The sequence below is a fragment of the Nocardia sp. CDC159 genome (assembly GCF_023740735.1).
Lineage (GTDB): Bacteria > Actinomycetota > Actinomycetes > Mycobacteriales > Mycobacteriaceae > Nocardia > Nocardia pulmonis.
Genome location: NZ_JAMRXH010000006.1, coordinates 294,867 through 309,747 on the forward strand (window position 1 = coordinate 294,867; position 14,881 = coordinate 309,747).

10 protein-coding genes are annotated in these 14,881 nt (G+C 69.4%); 5 read left to right on the plus strand and 5 right to left on the minus strand.

Annotated elements, in window-relative coordinates; translation table 11 throughout:
• Nucleotides 1–3: 3 nt before the first annotated feature.
• The 4 genes from NDR87_RS16175 to NDR87_RS16190 form a co-directional block, all read right to left on the minus strand.
• Nucleotides 4–3,663 carry a hypothetical protein gene (locus tag NDR87_RS16175; RefSeq protein WP_251913595.1) on the minus strand — a complete coding sequence of 1,220 codons (3,660 nt, stop codon included), beginning with the start codon at nt 3,661–3,663 and terminating at the stop codon, nt 4–6.
• A 90-nt stretch (nt 3,664–3,753) separates the two neighbouring features.
• Nucleotides 3,754–4,641, minus strand: a complete 888-nt coding sequence (locus NDR87_RS16180; RefSeq protein ID WP_251913594.1) for a serine/threonine-protein kinase — start codon at nt 4,639–4,641, stop codon at nt 3,754–3,756.
• Between the two features lie 21 nt (nt 4,642–4,662).
• A complete protein-coding gene (locus NDR87_RS16185; protein WP_251913593.1) occupies nt 4,663–7,218 on the minus strand; it encodes a lanthionine synthetase LanC family protein in 2,556 nt (851 codons plus the stop codon).
• 21 nt (nt 7,219–7,239) lie between these two features.
• Nucleotides 7,240–7,416: a hypothetical protein gene (locus NDR87_RS16190; protein WP_251913592.1), complete on the minus strand. Its 177-nt coding sequence runs from the start codon at nt 7,414–7,416 to the stop codon at nt 7,240–7,242.
• Nucleotides 7,417–7,639: 223 nt separating this feature from the next.
• On the opposite strand from NDR87_RS16190, the gene NDR87_RS16195 reads away from it, so the two are divergent.
• The 3 genes from NDR87_RS16195 to NDR87_RS16205 are packed head-to-tail and all read left to right on the plus strand — an operon-like array spanning nt 7,640 to nt 11,180.
• Nucleotides 7,640–8,164: a PadR family transcriptional regulator gene (locus NDR87_RS16195; protein WP_251913591.1), complete on the plus strand. Its 525-nt coding sequence runs from the start codon at nt 7,640–7,642 to the stop codon at nt 8,162–8,164.
• A complete protein-coding gene (locus NDR87_RS16200; RefSeq protein WP_251913590.1) occupies nt 8,161–8,853 on the plus strand; it encodes an ABC transporter ATP-binding protein in 693 nt (230 codons plus the stop codon). The genes NDR87_RS16195 and NDR87_RS16200 overlap by 4 nt, the downstream gene beginning before the upstream one ends.
• Nucleotides 8,850–11,180 (plus strand): FtsX-like permease family protein, encoded by a 2,331-nt coding sequence (locus tag NDR87_RS16205; RefSeq protein ID WP_251913587.1) that lies wholly within the window; start codon nt 8,850–8,852, stop codon nt 11,178–11,180. The genes NDR87_RS16200 and NDR87_RS16205 overlap by 4 nt, the downstream gene beginning before the upstream one ends.
• 5 nt (nt 11,181–11,185) lie before the next feature.
• Here NDR87_RS16205 and NDR87_RS16210 read toward each other — a convergent pair whose 3' ends face one another.
• A complete protein-coding gene (locus NDR87_RS16210; protein WP_251913585.1) occupies nt 11,186–11,668 on the minus strand; it encodes a hypothetical protein in 483 nt (160 codons plus the stop codon).
• 436 nt (nt 11,669–12,104) lie between these two features.
• On the opposite strand from NDR87_RS16210, the gene NDR87_RS16215 reads away from it, so the two are divergent.
• Together NDR87_RS16215 and NDR87_RS16220 are read left to right on the plus strand one after the other, a co-directional pair.
• Nucleotides 12,105–13,565, plus strand: coding sequence for a Y4yA family PLP-dependent enzyme (locus tag NDR87_RS16215; protein ID WP_251913583.1), 1,461 nt, complete (start codon nt 12,105–12,107; stop codon nt 13,563–13,565).
• Nucleotides 13,562–14,881, plus strand: coding sequence for a pyridoxal-phosphate dependent enzyme (locus NDR87_RS16220; protein WP_251913582.1), 1,320 nt, complete (start codon nt 13,562–13,564; stop codon nt 14,879–14,881). Before NDR87_RS16215 ends, NDR87_RS16220 begins: the two co-directional genes overlap by 4 nt.

The window sequence follows — 14,881 nt, forward strand, 5'->3', positions numbered from 1 at the left end:
TGATCAATTCCGTTCGCCGTCGGTGCAGGTGCGCCGATAGGGCGACGCGGGCAGGAACCGAGCCCATTCCTCCGGGGTGAGATCGGCGGCGAGGGTGCGGCAGATGCTCGTGATGGCCTCGCCGGGATCGGTGTCCCATCGGATGATCGTCTTGTCCGTCCCCGCACTCGCCAAGGTCTTGCCGTCCGGGCCGAATCGGACCGAGGTGATCGGGCCGCTGTGCCCGGCGAGGGTGGCCAGGTGGGTCCGGGAGGCCACCTCCCACAGCTGGATCGTGCCCTCCACCCCGCCCGCGGCCAGCCTGCTGCCGTCGGGGCTGAACGCCACACTGAGCAAAGTCTGGGCCTGCGGCAGCGTGGCCAGCTGGGCGGCGCTGCGCGGGTCCCACAGGATGATGCTGCGGTCGGTGCCGACCGTGGCCAGCACGCGACCGTCGGGGCTGAACGCGAGTTCCCGGGGTAATCCGCTGTGGGTCAAGGTCGCTGTGCGCGTTCGGGTCGCGACGTCGAAGAGCAGCGCGGTGTGGTTGTACGCGGTGAGCGCGGCCAAGGTCCGCCCGTCCGGACTGAATCTGACATCGCGGAGGTAGTCACCGTGGCAGAGCGTGGCCAGCCGGGCCGCGCTGCGGACATCCCACAGCATCATGCCGTCGGAGCCGACGCTGGCCAGCGTCTGTCCGTCGGGACTGAACGCGACTCCCCGCACCTGATCGCGGTGACCGATCAGATCGGCGACCTTGACCGGGGCGGCGGGATCACCGACATCCCAGATGCTGAGGAAATTGTCGTCCACGCCGGTGGCGTGAGCGGGAGACCCACCGCCCAGGACGAGGGTGCGGCCGTCCGGGCTGAACGCGGCGGCATTGACCGGCGCGCGTTGCCCTTCGATCGCGGCGAGCGCCCGCTGCCGACGCCAATCCCACAGCAGTACCCGGCGATCGGTGCTCGTCGAGGCCAGCAGCGCGCCGTCGGGTCCGAACGCGAGCGCGGTGACGGATTCGTCGTGACCGGACAGCGGCACCCGGGTGGGGTCCCACAGCAGGATTCTGCCGTTCTCCTCCGCCGAGGCCAGCAGCGGCAACCGCGGGTGGAACTCGAGGGAGTAGATGTAGTTGGAATGTCCGGTGAGGCGGGCGCGCAGCCGCCGGTGCTCGACATCCCACAGGATGACTGTCAGATCGTGACCGCCGGAGGCGAGCGTGCGACCGTCCGGACTGAAGGCCACGGTCCTGGCCTCGGCCGTATGTCCGCGCAGCGTCGTGACCGCCGCGCGACGGCCGACGTCCCAGAGTCTGACAGTCTGGTCGGGACTGGCCGAGGCCAGCGTGGCGCCGTCGGGGCTGAAGGCGACGGAGTCGACCGACTGCGTATGCCCGGCCAGGGTGGCCAGGCGGGCGCCGCTCTCGCGATCCCACAACCCGATGGTCTGGTCGGCGCTGCCGGTGGCCACGATCCGGGCGTCCGGGCTGAACGCCACCGTCTGCACCGCACCGGCATGTCCGTCCAATCGGACAAGGGGGACTTTGTTTTTCAGATCCCAGACGATGACGGTGCGGTCGGCGCCGGCCGAGGCGAGCACCTGCCCGTCCGCACTGAAGGCGAGCGTCTTGACCCGCCCGGTGTGCCCGGGCAGGTGGGCTACCGGCAGGCCGGTGTCCACATTCCACAGCACGACCAGCTGGTCGTCGCCGCCGGTGGCCAGCGTGTGACCGTCGGGGCTGAAGCTCACCGTTCGCAACCAGGCGGGGTGACCCAGGGTCGCGCGCCGCACGCGCCGCTGCACATCCCACAGGACCACGGTCTGATCGCGGCTGATGCTGGCGATGGTGTTTCCGTCCGGACTGAAGGTCACCTCCGAGACCGCGTCGGAGTGCCCGACGAGCTCGCCCTGATAGGCCCGATGCGCGGCCGAACTGAGTACCGCGCCGCGGGCCTCCGGGGTGGGCGCGGTGCGGAACGCCTCCACGCTCAGCAGCAGTCCGGTGGTCGGCTTGGCGTCGAACATGCTCAGCGACTGCGCCGCCAGCTGCCGCGAGGCCGCGATCTGCCCGGCCGCCCGGGCCTGCTCGCGCTGCCGGAAGACGACCAGCCCGACGACGAGCGTGCCCACCAGCAGCAGCGCCAGGGCGACCGTGAGGTGACGCAGCCGCCGATGGTTGCGCGCCGTGGCGAGCCGCTCGGCGTCCTCGGCATCGACACTGGCCTGGACGAATTCGCGTTCGGAAATGGTGAGGTCCGCCAGCGGTTGTTCCCGGGCCAGCGCCAGTCGCGTCCCGCGGTACAGCACACTGGGATCGCGGCCCAGCTCCTCCCAGGCCCGGGTGGTCTCGGTGAGCCGCCGATGGAATCGCAGGCGTTCGCGGTCCTGTTCGATCCATCCGTTCAGCCGCGGCCACGCCGTGATCAGCGCCTCGTGGCCGAGGTCGACCGTGCTGCCGTCGACGGTGATCAGCCGGGCCCGCGCGAGGGTGTCCAGCACATGGTCGGTGTCCTGCCCTGTCGCACTGTCGAATTCGGTGTGATCGGCGGGGCGGCGGGTGTCCTGCGCCTGCTCACCGGGGGCGATCAGGCGCAGCAGGATCCGGCGGGCGACGACGGCCTGTTCGGCGGAGAGCCGGGAGTAGGCCTCCTCCGCGGTCTTGGCCAGCGCGCCGTGCACCCCGCCCGCGGCCTCGTAGCCCGCGACCGTCAGGGCGCGGCCGGTGCGCCGCCGCCACGTCTCGAGCAGGACGTGGGAGAGCAACGGCAGACCGCCGGGTTGGTCGGCGACCTCGGCGATCAGCCGCTCGGTCAGGGCGCGTTCGACGATCAGGCCCGCCGCCGCGGCCGGTTTGACGATGACCTGGCGCAGCTCCTCGGCACTCATCGGCCCGACCAGCAGCTGGCTCGCCGACACCGCCTCGGCGAGGCCGCGGTGTTCGGCACAGCGACCGTAGAAGTCGGCCCGCAGCGCGACCACCACGCGCAGCCCGCTGCCCGGATCGCGGGCCGCCAGGAGCTGATCGACGAAGGCGGCACGTTCCTCCGCGTCGGTGCAGAGGGTGAAGATCTCCTCGAACTGGTCGACCACGACAAGGGTGTCGCGCTCACCCTCCGACCGCAGCGCCTCGGCATACGTACTCGCCGGGCGATCGCCCGGAGTCAGCACCCGGATCGCGGCCGCGGGTCGCACCCCCGGCGCCGTATCCCGCAACCGCGGGATCAGACCGGCCCGCAGCAGCGAGGTCTTACCCGCGCCGGACGCGCCGACGAGCGCGACGAACCGGTGTGCGCGCACCAACTCGGTCACCTTGTCGGCCAAGTGATCTCGGCCGAAGAATCGGTCCCGGTCCTGCGGCTCGAACCGGGCCAGCCCCAGATACGGCGGCACGCTGTCGTCGTCATCGGACGGCCGGGCCCGCGCCTGCTCCGCCGCCTCGCGCCACCGTCGCTCCCACTCCACCGGATCCCCGCCGCAGGCGCTGACATATGCCAGCGTGACCGCCAGTGATGGCAACCGCTCACCGGCGGCCGCCTGCGACAGCGCGGTGGCCGAGAAGTTCACCCGCTGCGCCATTGCCCGATACGTCAGGTCACCACCGTCCTGCCGCAATTTGCGTAACTCGACGGCGAATCGCTGCACCGGCCCGGCGGCCGGGTCCAGCGGATTCTCCCGACGCCCCATTCCCGCGTCCTCTCGACCCGAGCCGACCACCGCCGGTGGCGGCCCGCAACACCATGAACCAAACCGATTCTGCTGCTTGTTGATCGAGTGTCAAACACGGGTCGTGGGCTTCTTGCCCCGTGAGCGCTGTGGCCGCGGGTTCGTCGGGACCGCGGGAGCCGTCCGCAGTGCCTGCCCGGCCGCGCAGGCGAATTCGCGGCAGGAGCCGAATCGGGGATAGGGTCGCTTGGTCAAGGCCTTGGTCAGCACCGGATCGAGGGTGCGCGGCAGGTCGGCCCGGCGCTGGCTCGGCGGCGGGGGCGGCTGCCGGAGGTGGCCGTCGATGACGGTGTGGCGGTCCTTGGCCGCGAACGGTCCGGACCCGGTCAGCAGCCAGAACAGCGTGCACGCCAGCGAGTACTGGTCGCAGCGGTGATCTCGGGGCAGGCCGGAAAGCCGTTCCGGCGAGGCGCAATTCAGGCTGGCCGGAACCATCGAGGGCGTCGAGTACCCGCAATCCTGCCCCGATCCGGCGATGCCGAAATCGGTCACCACGACGCGTGCACCGGTCGCGGTCCGGGCGAGCACGATATTCGCCGGTTTCACGTCGCCGTGCAGTGCCCCCAGGGCGTGGGCGTAGTCCAATGCGTCGGCCGCGGCATCGACGATCGCGACCGCTCGCTCCGGGGAGAGCCGGCCAACGCTGCTGGACACGGTGCTGCCCGCGACGAATTGCACTGCGATCCACAGCAATCCGTCCTCGTCGCCGTGGTCGTACACCGCGGCGATGCCCGGATGAACCAGCCGCGTGGCCAGGTCCGCCTCGTGGTCGAATCGGGCGCGAATCGCGTTGCCGCAGTAGAACCTCGGGTCGAGGATCTTCAAGGCGACCGGGTGTCGGCGCTGCGGATGGTGAGCCAGGTACACCATGGCGGTGCTGCCCCGCCCCAGATGCCGTTCGATGGTGAAATCGGCGAATTTCCGCCCCGGTCGCAACATCTCGCCTCCTGACGGCTCGAATCAGAACGGCCCGATCACTGGCGGCGGGGCGCCGTGCAGGCGGCGCAGGAAGCCCAGCGTCCCGGCGCGACCGGAGGCCCAGGACGCGAGGGTGGCCGGATTGACCGAACCCGCCGCGTCGATCCTGGGTTTCTCGGTGATCCCGCGGATCACGAGCTGTTCCGCGGCCGAGAACGCGGCCTCGGTGAATCGGTCCGCGCCGGTCGCTTCGGCCAGGCGCAGCAGGAAATCTCCCACACCGCTGATGCCGCAGCACGCCCCGGGATGCGCGAGGTAGGGAATCCATTCGGTGCAGACGGTGCCCGCGGCGACGGCCAGATCCAGCGCCGCATCGTCCCCGCGGGCGTGCGCCGCCTGCACCAGGACCGTCCCGATACCGGCCAGACCGCGACACCACGACACGCACAGCGGCACCGCGCGGGCATGACCGGAGCGGTCGACGAGCGATCGGGTCGCCTCGTACAGCAGGGTGAGTCGGGCCCGCAGGGCGGGATGGTCGCCGGGAACGATCCCGAGCCGGGCCGCATGCAGTAGGAAGGCGACGATCCCCGCCTGCCCGTGCGCGAGGCCGACCGAGGCGTCGAGTCCGGCGGCGGGTGGCAGATCGTCGGGGGGATAGAGGGTTTCGGTGCGGGTGTGTTCGAGCAGCCGGTGCGCGCAGTCACCGGCCACCGCGCGGTGGCGTTCGCGCTCACCTGCGGGTGTGGACGGCTGCTCGGCGAGCAGGCAGTGGCCGAGTCCCACCCCCGCGGCACCGGCGACGATGTCGTCGCCCTCGGGCTGGCGGCTGGGCGAGGGCAGGATCAGATCGTCGGGCAGGCCAGTGGATCGCAGGCCCGCCTCGCGCACGCGCCGCAGGAAGACCTCGACTCCGGTCGCCCCGATGAACAGACCGAGCGGAACTCGGCTCCGCTGTGCCCAGTCGGCCGCCGACGCCGCCAATCGGCGCACCGTCTCGGCGGCGTCGGCATGGTCGAGGTGGTGCAGCAGTTCGAGGCCGACACCGGCGGCGCCCTGATAGGGATTGGCGTCGGGCCAGCCGCCCGGCTCGTCCAGCAGCCGTCCGACGCGATCGATGAGGTCGGCTCGCAGGTGGTCGACGAGTTCGACTGGCTCGCAGTCGATATCGGCCGGGGCGAGGGCGGGGGCGCGGAACATCTCGGGGTGTCCTGCGCACAGCGCGGCCAGGGCGGTCTCGGCGCGATCGGCGTCCAGCAATCCGGCCACGCACCGGATCGAGGGCGGCGGCTGCGCGCCGTAGATGCGCCGCAGGGTCTGCAGCGCGCTGCGGCGACCCGCCTCGGGATCGTCCGCCGAGACCACCGGATCGGCGCCGGTCGCCGCGTACAGCAGGGTCATTCCCAGCGCGTACAGATCGTCGGTGGGTGTCGGGGGCACGCCGGTGAGCTGTGCGTGCGGGGCGTATGCCGGTGTGCCGCCGAGGAATCGGACCTGATCGTGATTGCACAGGCCGAAATCGATGATCGTCGGTCTGCCATTGGATTGGCGGATGACGATGTTCTTCGGCGACAGATCGGCCACCACGAATCCGCGTGCGTGAATGTCGCGGAGAATCCGGGCCAGCCGGGTGGCGAGGCGATCCAGGGTGCGTTCCGTCGAGTCGGACGTTCGCGCCAGTTCCGGCAGGGGGCGATACCGTCCATTGCGCGGAACATCCTGGGCCAGATTGAATTTGCCGTCGAAACTGGTGACCAGATATTCGTCGGCGCCGTGCCGGAAGTGGTCGAGATATCGGGGCACCCCGGCCGTTCCGGTCAGGGCCTCGAGGACATAGCGCTCGTTGCGCAGCCGAATCCGCGCGTCGTGGCCCTCGTCGGTCTCGCAGACATGGGCACGCGCCTGTTTGACGATGACGATCTGCCCGGTGCGAACGTCCTCGGCGCGGTAGACATTGCCGCGCCCGGACACCTGCAGCCCGTCGGTCGGACGATAGCGGCCCCCGAGAATGTCGACCAGGCCACTGTTGTCGTCGGCCCGGAAGGGGTCCACCGCCCACGGCGGTTGCCGGTAGCGAAGCTGCGCCTGCCCGTCGAAGACTTCCCCGTCGGGGCCGGTCATCTGCATATCGAGCTTGCCGTTCGCCTCCGCCACCAGCTGCTGGCGAAACGGCCCGTAGCGGTAGTAGACCGGCGCGTCCGCCGCGACCTGGCGATCGGAGAGCACCCGGGGCGCGGATTCGCCGCGCAGCAATTCGGCCAGCCGCATTCCCAACTGCCGAATCTCCGACAGCGGCGGATACACCGTCCATGCCTTGCCGACCGCCGCCGCGCCGAGCCCGTCGCCGGTGTTCAACGTGCGCAGGACATCCGGTGACCGCGCCATTTTGAAATGGCAGCCCGCCGCCAGCAGCACCGGCACCACGAGCTCCGCCATGCGCGCGAATTGCGCTGGGCGCGCGGAAATATGCAGCTTCCAGCCGTGGTCGGGCAGCGGCAGTTCGGTGTTGTCGACATACAGCCAGGTCGTCGAGAGCCGGACGCGGCGACCGTACTCGGCCGCCGCGTCCGTCACACTCCGCTCGAGATCATCGCTCATCGTGCAGATATCCGGTGCGAACTACTCCATGAAGCGCGACCAGCCGGTGACGAGGCAGTGCTCACTACTGCCACTGCACACACAGCTGACCGGGCAGGCGGAGATATCGTGCAGCGAATCCGGATCATCGAATTCGATATCGGCCTCGACGGTGTCCGCACCGGCGTATCGGGGGTTCAATTCCAGCAGAGCTTCCATAACCGACCTCGTTCTCGTTGGTTGTCCCGGGGCGCACCCACTGCGTGGCAGATATCAAGCTACGGGTTTTCACCGTCCCGGCACATCTGGCAAAAGTTGTCAATCTGACGAAACCGTCTCTGTAGGAAGGGATGTGGAGTCAACCGCAGGAGTAGTCGGCGTGCACGCGATGGGCAGGCGCGCACTATGGACGCTGTGTATACATAGAGTGTATAGTCCTCCCATGTCGATCGGACACACCCTGCTCGGCCTGCTCGAACCGGGCCCGCGGCATGGCTACGACCTGAAGAAGGCATACGACGAACGATTCGGCCACGATCGGCCGCTGCACTACGGACAGGTCTACTCGACGCTGTCGCGGCTGCTGCGCAACGGCCTGGTCGATGTCGCCGGAGTGGAGGCGGGGGAGGGGCCGGATCGTAAGCGCTACACCATCACCGACGCCGGTGTCACCGATGTGGAACAGTGGCTCGCGACCGCGGAAGACCCGCAGCCGTACCTGCAGAACACGCTCTACACCAAGATCGTGCTGGCACTGCTCTCCGGGCGCGACGCCACCGGCGTCCTCGACGCGCAGCGTGCCCGGCACCTGAAGCTGATGCGAACGCTGACCCGGCGAAAGACGAAGGGGGACTTGGCCGATCAGCTCATCTGCGACCATGCGCTGTTTCACCTCGAGGCCGATCTGCGCTGGCTCGAGCTGACCGCGGCCCGGCTGGACGAACTCGCCGCGGCGGTGACCGGATGAGCGGCGACACCAGCGGGCCCTTACTGGCCGCCCGCAATCTGCGCAAGGCATTCGGCAGGACGACGGCACTGGTCGATGCCGGATTCGCGATCCGCGCCGGTGAGATCGTGGCCGTGATGGGGCCGTCGGGGGCGGGGAAGTCGACGCTGCTGCACTGTCTGGCGGGCATCATCCGGCCGGACTCCGGGTCGGTGACCTATCGCGGCGCCGAGGTGACCGCCATGCGTGATCGGGAGCGGAGTGCTTTGCGGCGCAGCGAGTTCGGATTCGTCTTCCAGTTCGGACAGCTGCTGCCGGAGCTGACCTGCCTGGAGAATGTCGCGCTGCCACTGCGTCTGGATCGCCGGCCGCGCCGTGCCGCGGAGGGGACGGCGCGGGAATGGCTGCGGCGCTTGGAGATCGACGACGTCGCCGATCACCGCCCCGGTGACATCTCCGGCGGGCAGGGGCAGCGGGCGGCGCTGGCTCGCGCTCTCGTGACCAATCCACGGGTGGTGTTCGCCGACGAGCCGACCGGTGCGCTGGATTCGCTCAGCGGCGAGAAGGTGATGGGGCTGCTCACCACCGCGGCGCGAGACGGCGGCGCCGCGGTCGTGCTGGTCACCCACGAGCCGAGGGTGGCGGCGTATTCCGATCGTGAAGTGATCATCAGGGACGGCAGAAGTGTCGCGGGGGAGTTGATCCCATGATCGAGGATCTGCTCTTGGGTCTTCGGCTCGCGTTCGCGGGGCGCGGATCCGGTGCGGTGTGGTCGCGGTTGGGCCTCACCACGATCGGCCTCGGTCTGGCCACGGCCGTGCTGCTGGGCGCGGTATCGGTCGCGCACGCGTACAGTGCTCAGCGGGCTCGTGAGGTGGCCAAGTATCCGGATGTGGACCCACGCGCCGGGGTCGCACCGCTGTTCCAGAGCCAGATGCCCGAGGATATCCGGGTGATCCACGGTACCGAGGTGCGGGTGTACCGGATCGCCGCCGCCGGGTCGAACGCGCCTGTGCCGCCGGGGCTTTCGCGGTTGCCCGCACCCGGGGAACTGGTGGTGTCCCCGGCGGTGGCACGGGCCTTCGCCTCGTCGCGGGGGGCTGCCTTCCGGGCACACATCCCCGGCACGGTGATCGGCGAAATCGGCCGAGCGGGCCTGGTGGAGACGGACTCGTTCGAGGTATATGCCGGTGCCCCACTGGCGGAGCTGGCCGCCGAGCCGGGTGTGATGCCGATCTACGGCTTCGGCCTGCCGATCGACGACTCGCAGTGGACTTTTCAGGTGCGCGCGGTGCTCGCGGTCGCTGCCGCCGCGCTGCTGGCATCGCTGTTGATCTTCGTGATCGCGGCCGCGCGCATGGGTGCGGTCCAGCGTGACCGCCGGTTGGCGGCGCTGCGGCTGCTCGGCCTCGAGGCGCACCGGGTCCGGCGGGTGGCCGCAGGGGAGGCGCTGATCGGGGCGGTGGCGGGTTTGATCCTCGGCGCGGGACTGTTCCTCGCCTACCGCCCGGCGATCGCCGACATTCGCGTGCACGGCACCGGGCTGTCCGAGGTCGACCTGATCCCGCCCTTGGCCGCGGTCGGGCCGATCGCGCTGCTGATCCCGGTGCTCGCCGTCGCGGCGACGATCTTCGGCCTGCGGCGCACCGCGATCGAACCGCTCGGTGTGGTACGCCAATCCGAGCCGATGCGACGCCGGACCTGGTGGCGCTTCGCAATTCTCGGTGCGGGCGTCGTGTTGATGCTGTCGACCCTGCGCCAGGAGACCACGCCCAACCCCGCTCTCGCCCTGCTGACGCTGTTCGGCGGCAGTGTGCTGCTGCTGGCAGGTGTGGCGGCTCTGCTGCCGTGGCTGGTCGAGCGGCTGGTGCGCCGGGGCGGGGGCGGGGCACCGTCCTGGCAATTGGCGGTTCGGCGGCTGCAACTGGACAGCGGCACCCCCAGTCGGGTGGTGTCCGGATTGGTCGTCGTGCTGGCCGGTGCGATCCTGGTGCACGTTGTCGCCTCGGTGGACCGTTCCGGAAAACCCGATACCCGGCCCGTGACAACGGCGCCCGCGGCCGTGGTGGTGCGCACGGACGGCACGTCGGCGGACGAGGTCGTGCGCCGACTCGCCATCCCCGAGGTGACCGCGGTCCATGCGGTGCGCTCGACCTTCGTCGGACCCGCAACGGATTCGATCGGACGCGGGATGTCCGCCCTGATCGGCGATTGCGCGGCGTTGGCGGTGCGGGTGGCCATCGGGCACTGCGCCGACGGCGACGTATTCATGATCGATCCACCGACCCCGCAGGACAGCTTCGGCCGACCCTGGTCGATCAGATCCGCCGCGGAGGTGGGAGTCTCCGGCGACCTGAGATTCGGTACCACGGAGGAGACTTCGAAGGGTGGGCCGATCTGGACGCTGCCGTCCGGTGTCCGGCACATTCCGGCGAAACAGGCCGCGCGCCACCTGGACTCCACACTGCTGATCACGCCGGGGGCGCTGCACGGCATCGACCCACGGGCGCGCCAGGTATCGGTTTATGTGAACGGCCCCGGTGCGGTGGACGCACTCGCCGACCGGGTCGCCACCGCCCTGACGCCGCTCACCAGGCGCGCCGCCGTCCTGCCGAGCGAGTACGACTCTCGGCCCCACAGCCCGACCTACCGAGTCCACGGCGTGATACTGGCGGTGTCACTGCTGATGCTGCTCGTCGCGGCGGGAAGCCTGCTGCTGCATGCCGTCGAACAGATCGGCGCGCAACGCCGCGCGCTGGCCGCACTGACAGCCGCGGGCGTTCCACTCTCGGTGCTGGCACGGGTATTCCTGTGGCAGAACGCGATCCCCCTGCTGCTCGGCATCGCGCTCGCGGTCGCGACCGCCATAGGTCTGGCCATACCGACCATGCGCCTGGCCGATTCCTTGGTTGCGCTGGACCCCGGCCTGATCGGCGTTCTGGTCGCCGCGGCGATCCTGGCTTGCGTCGTCGTCACCGCACTGACCGTCCCGCTGCTGCGTGAGGCCACCCGACTCGAGGCCCTGCGCACCGAGTAGTCCGGCTAGCTGATATCGATCGTCCCGTCGAAGACCATGGGCGTCGGGCCCGGCATGCAGTCCCGGAACATGTTGGTCGGCATGGGGATGCCGTAGCCGATCATGTTCGGCGCACCGCGCTGTCCCTTGGTGACGGTGATCTGGATGGCCATGGCGTCGGGCGCGAACACCATGATCGGTTGGGCGGTGGTGATCGGATAGACCAGCGATACGGTGTTGCCCATGGTGCGCAGGCAGGTGACGGGACCGGTGACTCGGACCGGCAACGGCATGTTTCCGAGCCGCCCCTCGGCCAGATAGGTGCCGGTCGCGGGACCGTCGCCCAGGCCCTGCGCCTCGACATGCAGGATGTTCATGCCCAGCACCTGCATATTTCCATTGATCGTCACACGGGCCGGACCCGCGCTCGCCGGTGCTGCCGTCGCGACCGCTGCCGCCCCGGCCATGGCCGCGGCCGCTGCGTAGCGAATGATTCGTCGAGAAGTCATTGCGGAAACCTCCTACGGTGAGATACGTCCGGCGGTTACCCGATCCCGAAACACCCAAGCGGCGCAACGGCGTATCGCTCTCGGCGAGTCGCATTCGATGCCGGTGATTCCGATCGCGGAGCGTCGCATCGTTTATGTATCCCTGCTGCTTCCCTATCTGGCCTGGTCGGCCCTCGCCACGGCGCTCACCTTCGCGGTGTGGACGTTGAATTCCTGACCCTGCTCGACGGCGGGCCCGCTGCCCATTCGCTGCCTCTGCCCGCGCGGAAGCCGGACCGGGATCGGACCGGTCGCTACCCTGGATGCGGAAAGCCGATGCGGCACCACAATGCCCCTTCGTGCGCGCGTCGGACGCTGCGGCCTGCGATTTTGCGGGAGAGGAGTAATCGGGGCATCGTTGTTTCAACGACATTCGTGCACACGCCGGTGCGGTGTCGTGGCTCGGACGGGGATGATGGTGGAGCCGGAGCTGGTGCTGAACCCGCTGGTGAGCGGGCTGCTGGGTGAGGTCCTCGCGACACCGGAGCGACTGTCGGCAATGGTGGAGGCACTGGGCTCTCCGCTGAATGTCGTTGTGCCCGAGCAGATTGCGAAGAACGCGGCCGAGTACCGCGCCGTGTACGACAGCCATCGGCTGAGCGGTGGCATCTACTTCGCGCACAAGGCGAACCGATCCGGCGCGCTGATTCGCGAGCTGGCGGCCGGCCAGTGCGGCGTCGATGTGTCCTCGCTGGGGGAGCTGCGGCATGCGCTGGCGGCCGGGTTCACCGGGGAACGCATCATCGCGACCGGCCCCAAGGACGCCGAATTCCTGTGGCTGGCGGCCCGGGTCGGGGCCGTCGTGAACGCCGACTCCCGCGCGGAGCTGACGGAATTGGCGGCGATCGTGACACGGTTCGGGCTACCGCCGGTGCGGGTGATGATCCGGCTGTCCGCGTTCGACTCGCCGGGGGTGCCGATCCTGAGCAGGCCGAGCCGATTCGGGGTGCACGCGCGGGAATTCCCCACGGTGCTGGACGTTCTCGAGGAGCACCGGGCGGCCCTGCGGTTGCTGGGCGTGGCCTATCACCTGGACACCACCGGCGTCGAGGAGAAGGCGCTGGCGCTCGAGGGCTGTCTGCTGGCCATGCACCAGGCGCTGGAGCGCGGCTTCGCGCCGACCGCGGTCGACATCGGGGGCGGCTTCGGCGTGAACTACCTGGCCGACCGCGGCGAATGGGAGCGCTACACCACGGAACTGGGCGCCGCGGTGCTGGGCGTACGTCCCCCGATCACCTGGCAGAACCACGGGTACGGCCTCCAGGCGAACGCCGGAACCCTGCGCGGCACGCTCGGCGTCTATCCCGCATACCGCGAGATCGCGGGCGCGCGGTATCTGGACGAGCTGCTCAATCGCGAATCCGCCCGTCTGGGTAGGCCGTTGGCCACGTTGCTGCTCGAAAACCTCTACGACCTGCACATCGAACCCGGACGCGGACTGGTCGATCAGTGCGGTCTCACCCTGGCCCGGGTCGCCGAGGTCCGCACCACCCACGGCGGTGACGTGCTCGTCCGGCTGGCGGCCAATTCGCGCGATATCAGCGCCGAAGACCATGCGGTGCTGATGGATCCGGTGCTGCTGCCGAAGCGGCCGGGTGAGCCCACCGGCGTGTATCTGGCGGGCAACCTGTGCCTCGAGGACGACCTGATCACCCGCCGCAAGGTCACGCTGCCGCGCACCCCGGTGCCGGGGGACGTGCTGGCCTTCGTCAACACGGCGGGCTATTTCATGGATTTCGCGGCGGACAACGCGCTGATGCAGCCCATCGCCCGCACGGTCGCGGCCTACCGCGACGCGGACGGATGGTCGTGGTGCCTGGATGAACAGTACTGGCCCGGGAAAGGTAGCCGCTCATGAAGTACGAGAGCATTCTCGACGTCGTCGGGGACACCCCGCTGGTCCGGATCGCGCCGGAGGTTCACCGACTGCGCCACATCGACCTCTACGCCAAGCTGGAGATGCTCAACCCGTTCGGCTCGGTCAAGGATCGGCCCGCGTGGAACATGGTGCGCGAGAAGCTGACCGACGCCGTGGCGCGCGGCGACGCGATCGTCGAACTCTCCAGCGGCAACACCGCCAAGGCGCTCGCGGTGATCGCGGCCATGCACGGGCTGCCGTTCAAGAGCGTGACCAACCGTATGCGGGTGCCCGAGATCAAGGACCTGCTGCTGTTGCTCGGTGCGCAGATCGAGGAATTACCGGGGCAGACCGAATGCCTCGATCCGACCGATACCGAGGATCCGCTCACCCGCATGTATCGGATGCTCACCGAGGAGGGCAGCGGCTACCTGCACACCGATCAGTACTTCAATCCGCGCAACCTGGAGGCGCACCGGGCCGGTACCGCCGCCGAGATCGTGAAGGATCTCGACGGCCAGGGCCCGGACATCTTCATCGCCTGCGTCGGCACCGCGGGCTCGTCGGCGGGCGTGGCGGGCGTACTGCGGGAACACAATCCGGCCGTCTCGGTGATCGGATTGGTCGCCGCCAAGAGCGATTTCATCCCCGGCATTCGCAATATCGACGAGGTCAACGAGGTCGGACTGTTCGATCCGGCCAACTACGACACCCTCGACGCGGTGAGCTCCGGGGAGGCGATCGAGGGCATGCTCGTGCTCAACCGCAAGTGCGGCATCCTCGGCGGCCCGACCTCCGGTGCGGCGTATTTCGGTGCGCTACGGCACCTTTCGGCCCTCGACGCCACGCTGACCGAGCGCCGCACCGCGGTGTTCATCGTATGTGACCGGGTGGAGAGCTATATGAGCTACCTCCGCAAACGTCGACCCGACCTGTTCAAGCAACCGCCGCAGCCGAATTCGGCGGGCATCCTGACCGAGGACGAGGTCGCCGCCGCGGCTCAGGTGGACGTGACCGAGGCACGCGAGTGGATCGCGCGCGAGCGCCCGCTGGTGGTGGACCTGCGCGGCGGGTTCGCCTACACCGCCCTGCATATCGAGAATTCGATCAATATCGTCGACGAGCTCTTCGACGAACTGGTGCGCGGCGGTCTGCCGTTCGGTGCGGGCCGGCCGGTGCTGCTGGTCTGTCCGGTCGGCGAGAAGTCCGCCCGCTATGCGGCGTTGCTGACGAAGATGGGGCATCGGGACGCGCGGAGCCTACGCGGCGGCATCGTGGCCTGGCGCGATGCGGGCGCACCACTGGTCCGGGACTGA

What these genes read in the sequence shown, in the direction of transcription:
- NDR87_RS16175 (WP_251913595.1), bottom strand. Translation starts at nt 3,663, where the DNA reads ATGGGGCGTCGGGAGAATCCGCTGGACCCGGCCGCCGGGCCGGTGCAG.
- NDR87_RS16180 (WP_251913594.1), bottom strand. Translation starts at nt 4,641, where the DNA reads ATGTTGCGACCGGGGCGGAAATTCGCCGATTTCACCATCGAACGGCAT.
- NDR87_RS16185 (WP_251913593.1), bottom strand. Translation starts at nt 7,218, where the DNA reads ATGAGCGATGATCTCGAGCGGAGTGTGACGGACGCGGCGGCCGAGTAC.
- NDR87_RS16190 (WP_251913592.1), bottom strand. Translation starts at nt 7,416, where the DNA reads ATGGAAGCTCTGCTGGAATTGAACCCCCGATACGCCGGTGCGGACACC.
- NDR87_RS16195 (WP_251913591.1), top strand. Translation starts at nt 7,640, where the DNA reads ATGTCGATCGGACACACCCTGCTCGGCCTGCTCGAACCGGGCCCGCGG.
- NDR87_RS16200 (WP_251913590.1), top strand. Translation starts at nt 8,161, where the DNA reads ATGAGCGGCGACACCAGCGGGCCCTTACTGGCCGCCCGCAATCTGCGC.
- NDR87_RS16205 (WP_251913587.1), top strand. Translation starts at nt 8,850, where the DNA reads ATGATCGAGGATCTGCTCTTGGGTCTTCGGCTCGCGTTCGCGGGGCGC.
- NDR87_RS16210 (WP_251913585.1), bottom strand. Translation starts at nt 11,668, where the DNA reads ATGACTTCTCGACGAATCATTCGCTACGCAGCGGCCGCGGCCATGGCC.
- NDR87_RS16220 (WP_251913582.1), top strand. Translation starts at nt 13,562, where the DNA reads ATGAAGTACGAGAGCATTCTCGACGTCGTCGGGGACACCCCGCTGGTC.